This is a genomic window from Bradyrhizobium sp. CCGB01 (genome assembly GCF_024199795.1).
Lineage (GTDB): Bacteria > Pseudomonadota > Alphaproteobacteria > Rhizobiales > Xanthobacteraceae > Bradyrhizobium.
In genome coordinates this window covers 3,478,743-3,494,712 of sequence record NZ_JANADK010000001.1, presented here as the reverse complement: position 1 = coordinate 3,494,712, position 15,970 = coordinate 3,478,743, and the positions used below count along the sequence as shown (strand labels likewise).

Annotated in this window: 13 protein-coding genes; 5 read left to right on the top strand and 8 right to left on the bottom strand. The window is 65.2% G+C overall.

The window, feature by feature from the left end:
* Positions 1 to 91: 91 nt before the first annotated feature.
* Positions 92 to 841: a hypothetical protein gene (locus NLM25_RS15960; protein ID WP_254137573.1), complete on the bottom strand. Its 750-nt coding sequence runs from the start codon at positions 839 to 841 to the stop codon at positions 92 to 94.
* A gap of 296 nt (positions 842 to 1,137) precedes the next feature.
* On the opposite strand from NLM25_RS15960, the gene NLM25_RS15955 reads away from it, so the two are divergent.
* The 3 genes from NLM25_RS15955 to NLM25_RS15945 are packed head-to-tail and all read left to right on the top strand — an operon-like array spanning position 1,138 to position 5,794.
* On the top strand, positions 1,138 to 2,169 hold the full coding sequence (locus tag NLM25_RS15955) for an ABC transporter substrate-binding protein (RefSeq protein ID WP_254137572.1): 1,032 nt from the start codon (positions 1,138 to 1,140) through the stop codon (positions 2,167 to 2,169).
* On the top strand, positions 2,166 to 4,862 hold the full coding sequence (locus tag NLM25_RS15950) for a hybrid sensor histidine kinase/response regulator (RefSeq protein ID WP_254137571.1): 2,697 nt from the start codon (positions 2,166 to 2,168) through the stop codon (positions 4,860 to 4,862). The genes NLM25_RS15955 and NLM25_RS15950 overlap by 4 nt, the downstream gene beginning before the upstream one ends.
* 50 nt (positions 4,863 to 4,912) lie before the next feature.
* Positions 4,913 to 5,794, top strand: a complete 882-nt coding sequence (locus tag NLM25_RS15945) for an alpha/beta fold hydrolase (protein WP_254141193.1) — start codon at positions 4,913 to 4,915, stop codon at positions 5,792 to 5,794.
* 206 nt (positions 5,795 to 6,000) lie between these two features.
* Here the strand turns inward: NLM25_RS15945 and NLM25_RS15940 are convergent, their stop codons facing one another.
* Positions 6,001 to 6,882, bottom strand: coding sequence for a LysR family transcriptional regulator (locus NLM25_RS15940; protein WP_254137570.1), 882 nt, complete (start codon positions 6,880 to 6,882; stop codon positions 6,001 to 6,003).
* A 129-nt stretch (positions 6,883 to 7,011) separates the two neighbouring features.
* Between NLM25_RS15940 and NLM25_RS15935 the strand changes: the two genes are divergently transcribed.
* Together NLM25_RS15935 and NLM25_RS15930 are read left to right on the top strand one after the other, a co-directional pair.
* The gene (locus NLM25_RS15935; RefSeq protein ID WP_254137569.1) at positions 7,012 to 7,950 is read left to right on the top strand and encodes a ring-cleaving dioxygenase; all 939 of its coding nucleotides are present in this window, start codon (positions 7,012 to 7,014) and stop codon (positions 7,948 to 7,950) included.
* Positions 7,947 to 8,567: an alpha/beta hydrolase gene (locus NLM25_RS15930; RefSeq protein WP_254137568.1), complete on the top strand. Its 621-nt coding sequence runs from the start codon at positions 7,947 to 7,949 to the stop codon at positions 8,565 to 8,567. Before NLM25_RS15935 ends, NLM25_RS15930 begins: the two co-directional genes overlap by 4 nt.
* A gap of 43 nt (positions 8,568 to 8,610) precedes the next feature.
* Here the strand turns inward: NLM25_RS15930 and NLM25_RS15925 are convergent, their stop codons facing one another.
* From NLM25_RS15925 to NLM25_RS15900, 6 genes are all read right to left on the bottom strand, one after another.
* Complete coding sequence (locus tag NLM25_RS15925; protein ID WP_254137567.1) at positions 8,611 to 9,585, bottom strand: magnesium transporter CorA family protein; 975 nt, start codon at positions 9,583 to 9,585, stop codon at positions 8,611 to 8,613.
* Between the two features lie 174 nt (positions 9,586 to 9,759).
* Positions 9,760 to 10,386, bottom strand: a complete 627-nt coding sequence (locus NLM25_RS15920; RefSeq protein ID WP_254137566.1) for a LysE family translocator — start codon at positions 10,384 to 10,386, stop codon at positions 9,760 to 9,762.
* Between the two features lie 126 nt (positions 10,387 to 10,512).
* Positions 10,513 to 12,153, bottom strand: coding sequence for an amidase family protein (locus NLM25_RS15915; protein ID WP_254137565.1), 1,641 nt, complete (start codon positions 12,151 to 12,153; stop codon positions 10,513 to 10,515).
* A gap of 252 nt (positions 12,154 to 12,405) precedes the next feature.
* Complete coding sequence (locus tag NLM25_RS15910; RefSeq protein WP_254137564.1) at positions 12,406 to 13,899, bottom strand: ABC transporter substrate-binding protein; 1,494 nt, start codon at positions 13,897 to 13,899, stop codon at positions 12,406 to 12,408.
* 54 nt (positions 13,900 to 13,953) lie between these two features.
* Positions 13,954 to 14,958, bottom strand: a complete 1,005-nt coding sequence (locus NLM25_RS15905) for an ABC transporter ATP-binding protein (RefSeq protein WP_254137563.1) — start codon at positions 14,956 to 14,958, stop codon at positions 13,954 to 13,956.
* Entirely contained in the window at positions 14,955 to 15,968 is a 1,014-nt protein-coding gene (locus NLM25_RS15900) for an ABC transporter ATP-binding protein (RefSeq protein ID WP_254137562.1), read from the bottom strand. The genes NLM25_RS15905 and NLM25_RS15900 overlap by 4 nt, the downstream gene beginning before the upstream one ends.
* Positions 15,969 to 15,970 lie beyond the last annotated feature (2 nt).

The following is a 15,970-nucleotide window of genomic DNA, read 5'->3' as shown; positions in this document are numbered from 1 at the left end:
GATCCTCTTCATCGGCATAGGCGCCGATCCACAACCGGGTGGGAGAATGTCTTGAAGGATGTCTTGAAAGAGATCCTGGAAGCGTCCGGCATCAGAACTGCCCGGGCGGCAGCTTGAAGATGTCGGGGCTCTTGGCGTCGGCCACGTAGAACAGCAGCAGGCTGGTGGGCGTCAGCACACGCTGGTTGTTCTCCTTGTTCTCGAAGGTGCCCTGGAGCAGCAGGATCACCGAGCGGTCCTTGGCGTCGCTGCCGCGGAACATCACGATGCCGCCGGCGACCGGCATGTTCACCGCGACCGAATCGGGCTTGAAGCCTTCGCCCATGAAATGGGCGCGCAGGATGTTGGCGTTGGAGAACAGCTTTTCGGCCGTCATCGCCGTGTCGGTCCCCTTCGACCAGACCGCGCCGACCTGGATCAGCGACTTCGACTTGTAGCCGAATACATAGGAGAGCTCGGCGGTGCCGCCGTTCGGCAGCAGTTCCGGCGCGGAGAGCAGCAGGCTGCGCGTCAGCTCGGACGCATTGTCCTGGATCTTGATGGCGTCGGGCTTGGCGCTGAAGTCCTTCGTGATCGCCGCCCGCACGTCGGTCTCGCTCATGCCGAACTTGGCCGAGCGGAAGCCGTCGATCGCCTTGATCGCCTTTTCCTCACCGGGGACGGCGGGCGTCTCGGCCGCAGCCGTCGGCGTCGCGCCAGCGGCGGCGGCAGGCGCGGCTCCCGCGGCGGCGGCCCTGGGTGCGGTCTTCTGCTTCGGTACCGCGCCTTGAGCGGCGAGCGGCCCGGCTGCAACAGATGTGAGGAGACCGACGAGGGCCGGCACGAGGTAGATTTTGCGCATCGAAAACCTTCGAAACAAAACAGAAAACAAGCTTCAAAAATCAGCAGCTGCGAAATCGACTTCTCCGAACCGTCGCCCCGACCGGGACGGAAATGTTGCAACGCCACAATGCGTTACAGATCGTCACGGAGCAGACACAGCTCGAAACAGCGACTCTTTGGCGGGGGTAGGAATACGGTATCGGACTGCCGAATGCTGCGAATGAACGTTCATAAGCGCGCTTTTTCATCAATTGTGGACACCGCCCTTTCGCGTTAAGCATCCGGCTTGGGACGGACCATCGTGCAAAGAATTCCATGACCGAACGGCCTTCGGCATTCGCGGTCGATCGCCGCGGCCTCCTTCGCCTTGCGGGCACAACCGCCGCGGGATGGCTTGCGCTCGGCGCAACGTCGGATCGCATGCGGATCGTGGCGTCGCTGACGGGATTGCCGCTCGACGACGCGCTGACCAGAAGGAGCATGACCGAGAGCCCGACCTCGCGCCTCGGTGGCCTCATCGTCGGCTTGAGGCAGCGCGGCTGGGTCGAAGGCGTCAATTTCCGCTTCGAGCTGCGTTCGACCTTCGGTGGACCGGACAAGCTCAAGAGCGCGGTCCAGGAGTTGCTCGAGCTCAAGCCGGACGTGATCCTGACCGGCTCGACCATCGAAACCGCCGCCGTCTTTGCCGCCACCAAGACCATCCCGATCGTTTTCGCGACCGCCAACGACCCCGTCGGCAACGGCTTCGTCGCGAGCCTCGCCCATCCCGGCGGCAACGTGACCGGCTTCACCAACAGCTCGGCCGAGATGGGCGGCAAATGGCTTCAGCTGATCCGGGAGGCCGTGCCGGATCTCGCGCGCGTCGGTGTCCTGTTCAACCCGGCGACCACGCCCCGCGCCGGGCGGTTCTTCCTCGATTCGATCGACCAGGAGGCGGCGTCGTCCGGAATGTCCGTGGTCCCCGCGCCCGTCAACGCGCCAACGGACATTGACGAAGCCATCAGGCGTTTTTCCGAACCGCCCAGGGCGGCGATGGTGGCGCTGGTCGACAGCTTCCTCGTGATCCACCGTCAGGCGGTCGTGACGGCGGCCGCCAAGCATCGCGTCCCCATGATCTATCCGTTTCACTATTTCATGGATGCCGGCGGGCTGATGAGCTACGGGCCGACGCTGGAGGTGCGCTCGGCCGACTATATCGATCTCATCCTGCGCGGCACCAAGGCCGGCGATCTGCCGGTGCAATCGCCGCGCAAATACGAACTCCTGATCAACCGCACGGTCGCACGCTCGCTCGGGTTGACCATTCCATTCACGCTGCTCGCGCGCGCCGACGAGATCCGCGAGTGAACGAGACGATCGACCAGGGACATTTGCGGACGCCTCCGGGCCGGTTGTTCCGCAAATATCTCTACTCGATCGTCGCCCTCGCCTTTGCCGCGCTCGCCATCAACACCGGCTTCGACGTCTGGTTCTCCTATCGCGAGCAGAAGCAGCTTCTCGCGGCGACCCAGCGCGAGCAGGCGGCAAGCGCGGCCATCCAGATCGGCCAGTTCATCGGCCAGATCGAAAGCCAGATCAGGTGGCTCTCGCGCCTGCCGCCGGAGCTGTCGAGCAACGAAGACGATCGCCTGAACGCCATCCGCCTGCTGCGCCTCTCGCCCGCGATCGCGGAAATTGCCGAGCTCGATGCGCAGGGCCGCGAGCAGGTGCGCGTGTCGCGCCGCGTCGCGGACAAGGTCGGCAGCAAGTCCGATCTGTCGGCCTCGCCGGCCTTCCGCGGTGCCAATGAGAGCCGGGCCTATTACGGGCCGGTCTATTTCCTCGGCGACACCGAGCCATTCATGACGATCGCCACACGCGGGACGGGCCGCGAACCCAATGTGATCGTCGCCGACGTCAATCTGCGCTTCATCTGGGACCTCGTCGCCGGGATCAGGGTCGGCAACACCGGCAAGGCCTATGTGGTCGATCGCATGGGAGTCCTGATCGCGCATCCCGATCTGTGGCCGGCGCTGCAACGGAGCGATCTCTCCGGGCATGCGGACGTGCGCGCCGCGCTCGATGGCGCGGGGCCGCCCTCGGGCGGCCTCGTCAAGGAGGATCTGTCCGGCCAGCGCGTGCTCTCGACCTATGCGACGGTCCCCTCGCTCGGCTGGCTGGTGTTCGTCGAGCTTCCGCTCAGCGAGGCCTATGCCCCGATCTATGCATCGATCGGACGCTCCACGTTTCTCCTGGTCATCCTGCTGGCCATTGCGGTGCTGGTGTCCCTCTTCCTCAGCCGGCGCATGACCGTGCCGATCCAGATGCTGACGCAAGGCGCGAAGCGGATCGGCAGCGGCGATCTCGACCTGCGGCTCGCGATCAAGACCGGCGACGAGCTGGAAGCGCTCGGCGACCAGTTCAACCGGATGGCCGCTCACCTGCACGAATCCTACGCGACGCTCGAGCGCAAGGTGATCGAGCGCACCTCCGAGCTCGAGAAGGCCCGCGACCACGCCCTGGCCGAGCACGACGCAGCCGAGCGCGCGCGCCGGGCCGCCGTGCTCGCCAATGAGACCAAATCGCGCTTCCTCGCCGTCGTCAGCCACGAGCTGCGCACGCCGCTGAACGGCGTCATGGGCGTGCTGCAACTGCTCGACGACAGCAGCCTCGGCGACGCCCAGCGCCGCCATCTCGCGACCGCGGCGGCATCGGGCGAAACGCTGATCGCGCTGGTCGATGCCATCCTTGAATATGCCCGCCTGGAGGCCAGCACCGAAACGCTGGAAACGCGCGACTTCCGCCTCGACCAGCTGATCGAGACGGCCGCGGATTTGATGTGTCCGCAGGCCTTCAGCAAGGGCCTGACCTTCGACCTCGCCTGCGATGCGAGCGTCAGCACATCCGTGCACGGCGATCCCGTCAGGCTCAATCGCATCCTGCTCAATCTGATCGGCAACGCCATCAAGTTCACGCCGCGCGGCGGGATCAGCTTGTGTGCAGCCGCGGAGCAGCACGACACTCATGTCCTGCTGCGCGTCACGGTTCGCGATACCGGCATCGGCATCGCGCCCGACATGCACGAGCGGATTTTTGAGGATTTCGTCCAGGCGGATGACAGCATCGCGCGGCGGTTCGGCGGCACGGGCCTGGGCCTTGCGATCGCGCGGCGCCTCACGCGCCTGATGCGCGGCGAGCTGACGGTGGAGAGCACACCGGACGCCGGCAGCACGTTCACGCTCGAAGTGCCGCTCGGCCGCGCCGCGAGCGGCGTCGCGCAGGGTGCGCTTCCGCCGCCATCGCGGCGGCTCCGCGTGCTGCTGGTCGACGACGACCCCGTCAATTGCGAGGTCGGCGAAGCGATCCTGAAGAGGCTCGGCCACCACGCCACGATCGCCAGAAACGGCGCATCAGCCATCAAGCACGCCCGCGATCAGGCCTTCGACGTCATCCTGATGGACCTGCACATGCCCGACATGGACGGCGTGGAAGCGGCCTCCCGCATCGGCAAGCTCGGACTGCCCAGCATGCCGCGCATCATCGCCGTGACCGCCGACGTGTCCAGCAGCGCCCGCGAGCGGCTCGCCGGCGCCGGCATCGCCAAGATCGTCAGCAAGCCGATCCTGATCAATGCGCTGCGCGAGGCGCTCGAGGACGATCCAGCGCAGAAGACGCCCACGGCACAGCTTGCGGCCGGCGCCTTGATCGACCTGCATTTCCTCGACGACCAGAAAGAGCTGTTGGGCGCGACGCAAATCGCAAAGCTCCACCAGCTTCTTGCGCAAACGAGCGAACGACTGATCGACGACATCGCCAGGGCCGCGGAGATTGGCGATCACAAGCAACTTGCGCGATCCGCGCATCAGCTCGGCAGTGCGGCAAGCGCGCTCGGCCTCGTCCGCCTGTTCGAGCGCTGCAGAGAGATCGAGGAAGCCGCGCCCGCGCTGTCCGCGTCCGAATGCGAGAGCGCCGGGCGCGAACTCGCCGCGCTTCAAAAAGCGTCGATGAGCGCGCTGGACGAGTTGTTGCGGGTGGAGGAGCAGCGTACGGTCATCCACTGACATACAAGATGGAGTCGCCCGTGCGCGCAAGATACCTCGCAATTCTCCTCATGCTGTTCGCTCCTGCCGCGCGCGCCGAGGTCGAACAATTCCCGTCCACCTTCAAAACCAAAACCATCGCGGCCAACGGCACGCAGATTCACGTGCGCGTCGGCGGTCAAGGGCCGGCCGTCATCCTGATCCACGGCTTTGGCGATACCGGCGACATGTGGGCAAAGCTTGGCGCTGACCTCGTGCACGATCACACGGTAGTCGTGCCGGATCTGCGCGGCATGGGCCTCTCGGCCAAACCCGATAATGGCTACGACAAATGGACCCAGGCCGCCGACATGCGCGCCATCCTGCAGTCGCTCGGCATCGAGAAGGCTTTCGTCGTCGGACACGATATCGGCACCATGGTGGCCTATGCCTACGCGGCCCGCTATCGCGATCTCACCGAAAAACTGGTCGTCATGGATGCCCCGGTGCCCGGCGTGCCGCCGTGGGACGAGGTCGTCCGCAGCCCGCAGCTCTGGCACTTCGATTTCGGCGGCCCCGACATGGAACGGCTGGTCAAGGGCCGCGAGCGCATCTACCTCGACCGCTTCTGGAACGAATTCGCGGGCACGCCCTCCAAGGTCACGGAAGGGATGCGTCGCCACTACGCAGAGCTCTATGCGCGACCAGGCGCCATGCACGCGGCGTTCGCGCAATTCAGGGCGATCCGCACCGACGCCGAGGACAACAAGAAGGCGATCGCAACCAAGTTGAGCATTCCCGTGCTCGCCGTTGGTGGCGAGAAATCATTCGGCAAGATGGAGGCCGTCGTGATGCGGAATGCGGCGACAGATGTCACCGAGGTCGTCATTCCGGACGCCGGCCACTGGCTGATGGAAGAGCAGCCGGAGGCCACCGTGAAGGCGGTGCGCGCGTTTCTCGACAGCAAGAAATAGGACGACGAGCCGGGCTGATGTTCTCAGCTCGGCTTTCTCGGCGGGACGTCCGAGCATAACATCCGCTTAGCGACGCGAGCTTTGACGTGGCGGATCGCGCGAACCTGCTGGAACTACAAGGCAAACCGTTTGCACCCATCCAAACCTCATGAATCAGCGTTGCCATGTAGCCTGCTGCCGTCCTCAGTTGGGGCCTCTTTCATACCCTAGCCAAACCGCTCCACCAGAAAATCAATGAACAGCCGCACCTTCACCGACAGATGCCGCGTCGGCGGATAGACCGCATAGAGCGCGAGCGGCGGCGCGGAATAGTCGTCCAGCACGGTCTGCAGCTCACCTTTCCGCAAAGCATCGGCAGCGATGAACTCAGGCAGCAGCGCCAGCCCCCTGCCCTTGATCGCGGCGTCGCGCAGCACTTCGGCATTGTTGACGCAGAGCGACCAGGCCGGCTGGATCCAGTGATCGCCGTCGCGGCCGGTGAGTTTCCATTGATTGCCGGTGAGCAGGAAGCCGTAGGTCAACGAGGCATGCTCGCGCAGATCCTGCGGATGTTTTGGCGTGCCGTGACGCGAAAGATAATCCGGCGAGGCGCAGATCATGCGCGCGACCGGCATGATTTTTCGCGCGATCAGGCTGGAGGATTCCAGCTCCGCGATCCGCAGCGTCACGTCAAAGCCGTCCTGGACGGGATCGAGCAGATCGTCGCTGAGCACGATCTGGAGCTGAAGCTCGCCATAGCGCGCCATGAAATCGGCGAGCACCGGCCCTAACCGCATCGTGCCGAACGACATCGGCGCATTGACGCGCAGCAGGCCGCGCGGCGCCGATTGGGCCTGCGTCACCGCCTGGTCGGCGGCCTCGATCTCCGAGAGGATCACGACGGCCCGCTCGAAATAGCGCTGGCCGTTCTCGGTCGGGCTCGCGTGCCGGGTGGTCCGGTTCAGCAGCTGGACGCCGAGGCTCTCCTCGAGGTCGGCGATGTATTTGCTGATCGCCGAGCGCGACAGCCGCAGCTGCCGGCCCGCTTCGGCAAAGCTGCCGCTTTCGACCACTTTGACGAAGGCCCGCAGGCTGGCGACCTTATCCAAGGGCCCGCCCCGGCGATTGTTTCCAAATCGTAGACATAGACGTCATATTTGCACGGATTGTCTCCAATCCAAAGCGGAACGATATTTCCTGCCAGAGCAAGACCGCTCCCCGAATTCTGGAGGACGACCATGTCTGGACTGCACCATGTCACCGCGATCGCCGGCGACCCCATCCGCAATTTCGGCTTCTACACCCGGGATCTCGGCCTGCGCTTCGTCAAGAAGACGGTCAATTTCGACGATCCCGGCACCTATCACTTCTATTACGGCGACGAGACCGGCCGCCCCGGCACCATCCTGACCTTCTTCCCGTGGGCTGGCGTGCCGGCCGGGCGCCGCGGCGTCGGCGAGACCCATCAGACCGCCTTCCGCGTGCCGCAGCGCTCGCTCGGCTACTGGACGCAGCGCTTCACCGAGAAGGGCATCGCCTATGAAGCGCTGGAGAAGCGCTTCGGCGAATCCGTGCTGCCGTTCACCGATCCCGACGGCATGGCGCTCGCCCTCGTTGGCGTCCCCGGCGCCGAGAACGAGCCCGGCTGGAGCAACGGCGACATCCCGGCCGAGCATGCGATCCGCGGCTTCCACGGCGTGACCTTGCTGCTCGACAGCGCGGCGAAGACAGCTGCCGTCCTCGCCGACGTGTTCGGCTTCAAGGAGACGGGGCGCGAAGGCTCCGTGATCCGCTTCAAGGCGCCGGGCGATGCCGAAGGCAGCGTCGTCGATATCTACGAGGCCAAGGGCTTCTTGCGTGGGCATCAGGGCGGCGGCTCAGTGCATCACATCGCCTTCCGCGCAGCCGACGATGCCGAGCAGGGCAAGATGGCCGAGAGGCTCGTGAGCAATCACGGCCTGCATCCGACCGAGCAAAGGGACCGCAACTACTTCCGCTCGATCTATTTCCGCGAGCCCGGCGGCGTGCTGTTCGAGATCGCGACCGACATCCCCGGCTTCGCCGTCGACGAACCCGTCGCGACGCTGGGACGTGACCTCAAGCTGCCGAGCTTCCTCGAAGCGCAGCGCAAGCAGATCGAGGGCGTGCTGCCGAGCTTGGAAGAGACCGCATCATGACCGAGTTCATCCATCGTTACGAGCCCGCGCGCGACGCGGGCTCCCCTTCGCTCCTGCTGTTGCACGGCACCGGCGGTGACGAGAACGACCTGCTCGGGCTCGGCAAGATGATCTCGCCCGGCTCCGCCCTGCTCTCGCCGCGCGGCCGCGTGCTCGAGCACGGCATGCCGCGCTTCTTCCGCCGCCTTGCGGAAGGCGTGTTCGACGAGGAGGACGTGCGTCGCCGCGCGCTCGAGCTCGGCGACTTCGTCGCGGATTCGCGAAAGCAATACGGCATCGCCGCGCCGGTCGCGGTCGGCTTCTCCAACGGCGCCAACATCGCGGCCGCGCTGTTGCTGCTGAAGCCGGAGGCGCTTGCAGGCGCAATCCTGCTGCGCGCCATGGTGCCGCTGTCGGACGCACCGAAGGCGGAACTCGGCGGCAAGCCTGTTCTGCTCCTGTCCGGGCAGGCTGATCCGATCGTGCCGGCGAGCAATTCGGCGCGGCTTGCGGCGCTGCTGTCGGAATCGGGAGCGCGTGTCGACCACAAGGTGCTGCCGGCAGGCCATCAATTGTCGCAGGCCGACGTCACGCTGGCCCGCAACTGGATCGGCAACGTCGACGCGAAAGCAGCATGAACCGACGGGCGGCGCATCGTTCACGAACGGTGCGCCGCTTCCATCACTCGAACCAGCCGCGCCGCCTGAACCAGATCAGCGGCAGCAAGGCGCTGGCGATGATAGCGAGCAGTGCCAATGGATAGCCGAAGGTCCAGCTCAGCTCCGGCATGTTCTTGAAGTTCATGCCCCAGACGCCGACCAGGATCGTCGGCGGCACACCGACGACGGAGACGATGGTCAGGATCTTGAACAGCTCGTTCTGCTGGATGTTGATGAAGCCGAGCACCGCGTCGAGCAGAAGCTGGATCTTGTCCGTCAATCGCGTCTCGTAGTCGCTGAGCGAGGCGACATCCTTCGACACGGCATGGAGGCGCTTCTTCGACGCCTCCGTGATCCACTCTCCGCCCACATCGCCGGCAAATGACGCAATTCGCCCGACCCCGAGCAGGACGTCTCGCGCCTTGGCCAGCCGGTCGGCCAGTTCGCCGATATTCTCCAGCGCCTCGCGCATCCTGCGGCTGGAGCGGACCGGCCTTCTCGAGCGAACCAGTCCGCCTTTGAACACACCTCGCGAGAGCGTGTCGACCCTCGCGGCGAGATGCTCCAGAGTATCGGCGCCGCGGTCGATCATCGCTTCGAGCAGGCTGGTGAACACGCACATGCCGTTCTCGAGGCTGTCATCGGAGCCGACGCGCTTGCTGATCTGGTCGAAGATCGGCAGCTCCGCAAAGCGCACCGTCACCAGCACATGCGGGCCGATGACGAAGCCGACCGGCGTGATCTCGGCCTCGTTGTCCTCGTTGAGCCGGACCGCAGGCGAGCCGAGATAGAGCGTGCCATGATCGAAGATCAGTCGGCTCGACGCCTCGATCTCGCTGAGCGACTCCTCGGACGGGATGCGTATCTTCAGCAATCGCTCGACGAACTGCTTTTCCTCAGCGCTCGCGTTCAGCAGGTCCGCCCAGATGATCTCCGAGGGCATTTCCGCGCCGATGCCTTGCCAGTCGTCAGTCGGCCACCTGTACAGTTTGAGCAAGAACCGAACTCCGCATGGCTTCGCGCCGGATCGCGCGGCATGCGGCCATCCTGCGCCGAGCTAACGCATGAAGGTTCCAAACGTTCAATGTCGGTGCGGCCCAGGCCCGCTCGATTGATAGCGTCCTCTGTTACGCCGGGGTGTGGAATGCAGCGAGGCCATTCATCGATCGGACTACCTCTGCTGCAAGGCCATGCGAACACCGAGACCCAGGTAGATCGCTCCGACGACGCGGCCTTGCCAGCGACCGATGCTGCGGTGACGGGCGAGCCAGCCCGCGACCTGTCCGGCGGCGAGAGCGATCAACGCCGTGTAGATGGCGCTCATGATCACGAAGACGAGACCGAGAACCGCAAGCTGCGCGACGATGGAGCCTCGCTCGGGATGCACGAACTGGGGCAGGAAGGCCAGGAAGAAGAGCGCCGTTTTCGGGTTCAGCACTTCGGCAAGAACGGCCTGCCGGAAGGCGAGCGGCGCATCGACCAGACGCGACCGCGCCAATTTGAGATCTTCGCCTCGTTCCATCAACGTGCGGATGCCGAGATATATGAGGTAGGCAGCACCGGCATATTTCACCAGGCTGAAGGCGAGAGCGGACGTCATCAGCACCGCCGATAATCCGAGCGTGGCCATCGCCGTGTGAAGCATGTCACCGGTGGCGATGCCGAGACCGGTGGCTATTCCGACGCGATGTCCGCCTACAGACGAGCGCGCGAGCACCAAGAGGACGGCGGGACCCGGAATGAGGAAGAGACCGAGAACCACCGCAATGTAGGTCAGCAACGTGTCGAAATGGATCATGGAAAGTTCCGATTTGGCTACGGGCGACCAAGAGCCAGCCAGACGTGGTCTCCCAATGCAAGTCCTGAATGGACCAATTGCAGAGACCTCCAGGCGTTACTCACCGTGCGAGGAGACCTGTGAACGCTACAGGGCTGGCAAACCCGGCGGCGGTTTGCGCATGTTGGAGGCCTGCTCGTAGGCGTAGGCCAGACGCAGAAGCTTGTGCTCGCTCCAGGCACGGCCCGCGAAGGTGATGCCGAGCGGATAGTCGGGCGTGTCCTTGTCGTCAGCTCCCGAGATGAAGCCGCCCGGCACCATGACGCTGGGATAGCCTGCCCTGGCGGCGATCGCGGCGCCTCCGCTGCCGGGGAATAGCACGGCATCGAGCTTGTGCTGGTTCATGTAGGCATCCATGCCGCGGGTCCTGGCGCTGAGCAGGTCCATGGCAAGCGCCGACTTGTACTCGCGCTCGCGCAAGTCTCCTCGGGTGAGGTCGGCGGCGAGGAACAGGTCCTGGCCGAAACGCAGCGCCTTCTCCGCGTTTGCCTCGTTGAAGGCCACGATGTCGGCAATGGACTTGATGGCGGTGTTGGTCGCCCAGTCCTTCAGGTAGAGGTTGAGATCGCGCTTGAGCTCGTAGAGGAAAACGATCCGCTGCACGACCGGATTGCCTTTGTTGCCGCTCAGCGGATTGCGGTTGAGCACCGCCATGATCGTACCTGGTCCGCTCATCCAGCCGGCTGTCGGCATGCTGGCGCGCACGATAACGGCGCCCAGATCCTCCAGCACCTTGATCGCCTCCGCCATCACCTTCGCCGATTTGGGTGGCAGCTTGCCGAAATAGGGATCGTTCAGCGGGTCGGCGGCGTCGCTCGGCACACCGATGCGCGCGCCCTTCATCGCATCGGACGTGAAGTCGGCGGTGTAATCGGCTGGCCGCCGCAGCGGCTCTGTCGCCGGATCGCGCGGGTCCTTCGCCGCCAGTACGTTGAGGAGCAGCGCCGCATCACGTACCGTGCGCGTCATCGGCCCTGCGGTGTCCAAGCTGTGCGCGATCGGCACAATGCCGGCGCGGCTGATCAGCCCGACGGTCGGTTTGACGGTGACGAGGCCGTTCTGGCTGGCGGGGAACAGCAGCGAGCCCGAGGTCTCGGTGCCGATCGAGGCCGCACACAGATCCGCGGCCACAGCGACCGCAGACCCCGAGCTCGAGCCCCCCGGGGACACCGCCGGATGGCCATGATCGTCCATCAACGCCGGCGCGTAAGGGTTCTTCACCTGACCGCCCAGCGATGAGTAGCCCGAGGGCATGTCGATCGCGAGCATGTTGGCGAACTCCGTCAGGTTCGCCTTGCCCAGGATCACCGCCCCCGCCTCGCGCAGCAGCTTGACGACGGTGGAGTCGTCCCTGGCGTGTGCGCCCTCCAGCGCCAGCGAGCCCGCCGTGGTCGGCTGCTTGTCGCCTGTCGCGATGTTGTCCTTCACCAGGATCGGTATGCCGGCCAGCGACTGCCCGGCTGAAGGCCTCGTGCTGTCAAGCTTGCCCGCGATCGCGAGCGCATCGGGATTGAGCGCGCGCACGGAGTTGAGCTTGGGCCCGTCACGGTCGTAGGCCTCAATGCGCGCGAGGTAGGCTTTCGTCAGTGCGGTCGCAGTAGTCCGCCCACTCGCAAGCGCATGAGCAATGTCACTCATGGACGCATTGTCGAGCTTCAGATTGATCGGCGTCTCGGCGCTCACGGCAGCCGCGGCGGTGCCGGCATCGCGGGCGGGAGGGCTGTTCATGGCGTGCCTCGCCTGACGGCGCGTCCCGAACCATAAGGCCGCGATGGTGCCATCATGCCAGTGTTTTGCCCGACGGGTCAATGTACCGGCGCTGCGCGCAGACCTTTGGAATCGCGCAACGCGCAAACCATTGAAATGACTAACCCCGGCTACTGTGCATGGGGTTGTTTTTCAGATTTTGTTTTGGGCCGTTGCCACCTCTCCCGTTGGGAGAGGTGGACAGGAAGGTATCTCGACTTGATCGAGCAGCCCCTACTCCCAATACCAGGTCGAGAAATCGTTCTCGAACTGCGGGACTTCCTTCCAGACGCCCTTCAGCTTCTTGTTGATGACAGTCGGCCATTGCGGCTGGAACAGGTAGGCGGAGACGGCGTCGGTCGCCAGCATGCGCTGGGCGTCGCCGAGCAGTTTGGCGCGCGCGGCTTCGTCCGGCGTCGACACGATCTGCTTGTAGAGCGCGTTGAAGGCCTCGTTGTTGTAGCCGAGATAGTAGTCGGGCTCGGTGATCTTGACGAGGTCGAACGGCTCGACATGGCTGACGATGGTGAGGTCGAAATTGTGCGGCCCATTGCCGGCGAACACTTGCGACAGCCACTGCGCCCATTCGACGTTCTCGATCTTGGCGACGATGCCGACCTTGGCGAGCTGGGCCGCGACGATCTCACCGCCCTGCCGCGCATAGGGCGGCGGCGGCAGCTTCAGCGACAGCTCGAGCGGCGTGGTGACGCCGGCCTCCGCAAGCAGCTTCTTGGCCTTTTCGGGATCGTAGGGGTTGATGCCTGTGGTGTCGACATAGCCCAGCGATCCCGGCGTGTAGAAGCTGCCGATCGGCGTGCCGAACCCTTCGACGGCGCCGTCGATCAATGCCTTACGATCGATCGCAGCGAGGATGGCGCGGCGGACGCGGACATCGTCGAGCGGCTTCTTCCGCTCGTTGATCGCGACAATGGTCTTGGCCCTGGAACCGCCGATCAGCACCGTGAAGCGCGGATCAGACTTGAATTGAGCGACAACGCGGGTCGCGATGCGCGGGAATGCGTCCACGTCGTTCGAGAGCAGTGCCGCGGCCTGGGCGGCCGGATCGGAGATGAAGCGGATCGTCACCTTCGAAAGCTTGATCGCCGAGGCGCTGCGATAGTCGGCCCATTTGTTGAGCGTGATCGACGAGCCCTTGGCCCAGGCGCCGAGCTGGTAAGGCCCGGTCCCGACCGGCTGCGTGACGTTGGTCGCCGCGCTCTTCGGCTCGACGATCGAGCCGCTCGCTTGCCCCAGCAGGAAGGGCAGGTTCGGCTCGGAATATTTCACGGTGATCACGACCGTGTCGGCATCTGGCGCCTCGACCTTCTCGAACGCCTGGAACAGGCTCTTGTCCTTGTTGGTGCTGGTCGGCGCGGCGTTGCGCTCGAACGAGAACTTCACTGCCGCGGAGTCGAACGGCTCGCCATTTTGGAATTTGACGCCCTTGCGCAGCTTGAACGTGTAGGACTTCAGGTCCGGCGATGCGGTCCAGCTCTCGGCCAGCAGCGGCGAGACGGAGCCGTCCTCGTTGATCTTGGTCAGGGTCTCATAGATGTTGTAGAGCGTAACCTCGGCGATCGCGGCGGCCGCCGCGTTGGTCGGATCGAGCCCCGGCGGCTCCAGCGTCATGCCCATGACGACGCTGTCCTTCTTGCTCTGCGCCAGCACGGGCAAAGGCGCCACCGCAAGTGCAGCGGCAAATGCGACGATCGATAGTTTCCTCAACATGCGTAACTCCCCGGCCTGCTGGCTTCCCAGCCTACGCCAATCCTGCTCTGGAGACTAACCTTCCATGGCCGCCTGCGGCAATGCCATCACGGCCTCCGCCTTGTGGCAGGCGGCAAGGTGCCCCTCACCCACCTTGCGTAGCAAGGGCGGAACCTCGCGGCAATGCTGGTCGGCAAGCGCACAGCGCGCGACATAGGGGCATCCGCGAGCTGCCGCCGATTGCGAGGCGATCGCCTGGGCCCCGCGCCGCCGCCGGCCGCCGCCGGCCCGCGCCCGCGGCACCGCGTCCAGCAGGGCCCGCGTATAGGGATGGGCACAGTGCTCGAACAGGTCCTCCGGCCGCCCCTGCTCGACGATCCGGCCGAGATACATCACGGCGACCTCGTCGCAGAGATAATCGACCACCGCGAGGTCATGGCTGATCAGGATGTAGCTGAGGCCGAACTGCTCCTGGAGGTCCTGCATCAGGTTCAGCACCTGCGCCTGCACGGAGACGTCGAGCGCGGAGACAGGTTCGTCGGCGACGATCAGTTTTGGCTGCGTGATCAGGGCGCGCGCAATGGCGATGCGCTGGCGCTGGCCGCCGGAGAACTCGTGCGGATATTTGTCCATGTCCGCTTCACGCAAGCCGACCTGTTTCAGCACCGTCGCAACACGTTCGCGGAACGTGGTGCGGTCGGCGCCATCAAGCACGGTCAGCGGCTCGGCAACGATGCGCGCGATGGTCTGGCGCGGGTCGAGCGATCCGTAGGGATCCTGAAACACCATCTGGAAATCGCGGCGCGCACGGCGAAGCTCGTCGGCCGAGATGCGATTGAGGTCGCGCCCGAGCAGCGCGACCTGCCCCGAGGTCGGCCGCTCCAGCGCCATCACCACCCGCGCGAAGGTCGACTTGCCCGAACCGGATTCGCCGACGACGCCGAGGCTCTTGCCGGCATGGACCTGCACGCTGACACCGTTGAGCGCGCGCACCTGCCCCGGCGGACGGAACAGGCTTTCGCGCGGCAGCGTGTAGCGCTGTTCGAGATCCTTCACATCGAGAAGCGGCGCGGTGCTCATGCGGGCAGCGCTCCGACGCGTTCGGCCATCGAGACATCGGTCCTGATGCAACGAACGAAATGTCCGGGGCCGACGTCAACCATCGGAGGAAGCGCGACACGACACGGCTCGATCACGAGCGGACACCGATCGGCAAAGGTACAGCCGGAAGGCAAATCGGCGAGCTCGGGCACCGTGCCCGAGATCGTCGTCAGCCGTGTCCCCTTGCGGGCGCCGAGCTTCGGCCGGGCGCGGAACAGGCCCTGCGTGTAGGGATGACCCATGCGGCGGAACACCTCGTCGGTCGGTCCGCTCTCGACGACCGTGCCGCCATACATCACCATCATGCGCTGCACGTTCTCGGCGATGACGCCGAGATCGTGCGAGATCAGGATCATCGACATGCCGCGCTCCTCGACGAGATCGGCGATGAGGTCGAGGATCTGACCCTGGATGGTGACGTCCAGCGCGGTGGTCGGCTCGTCCGCGATCAGAAGGTCGGGCTCGCAGGCAAGCGCCATGGCGATGGTGACGCGCTGGCGCTGACCGCCGGAGAACTGGTGCGGATAGGCATCGATGCGCCTCGCCGGATCCGGCAGTCCGACGCGGTCGAGCAAGGCGATCGCCTCACGCCGCGCCTGCGCCGCGGAATATTTCTTGTGACGCCGCAGCGGCTCGGCAACCTGGTGGCCGATCGTGTGCATCGGATTGAGCGCGGTCATCGGCTCCTGGAAGATCATGCTGATACGGTTGCCGCGCAGCCGGCAATATTCCGCATCGGAAAGCCCGGCGAGCTCGCTGCCGTCCAGCTTGATGCTGCCGGTGATGACCGCGCTGTCCGGCAGCAGCCCCATCAGCGACAGCGCCGTCACCGACTTGCCGCAGCCGGATTCGCCGACGAGCCCAAGCGTCTCGCCGCGCTTCAGCGCAAAACTGACGCCGCGCACCGCCTGCGCCGGCCCGCGGCTGGTGTTGAGGCGCACGCCGAGATTGGCGACCTCGATCAGCGGCATGGTTGAGTGCTTGCCCATCG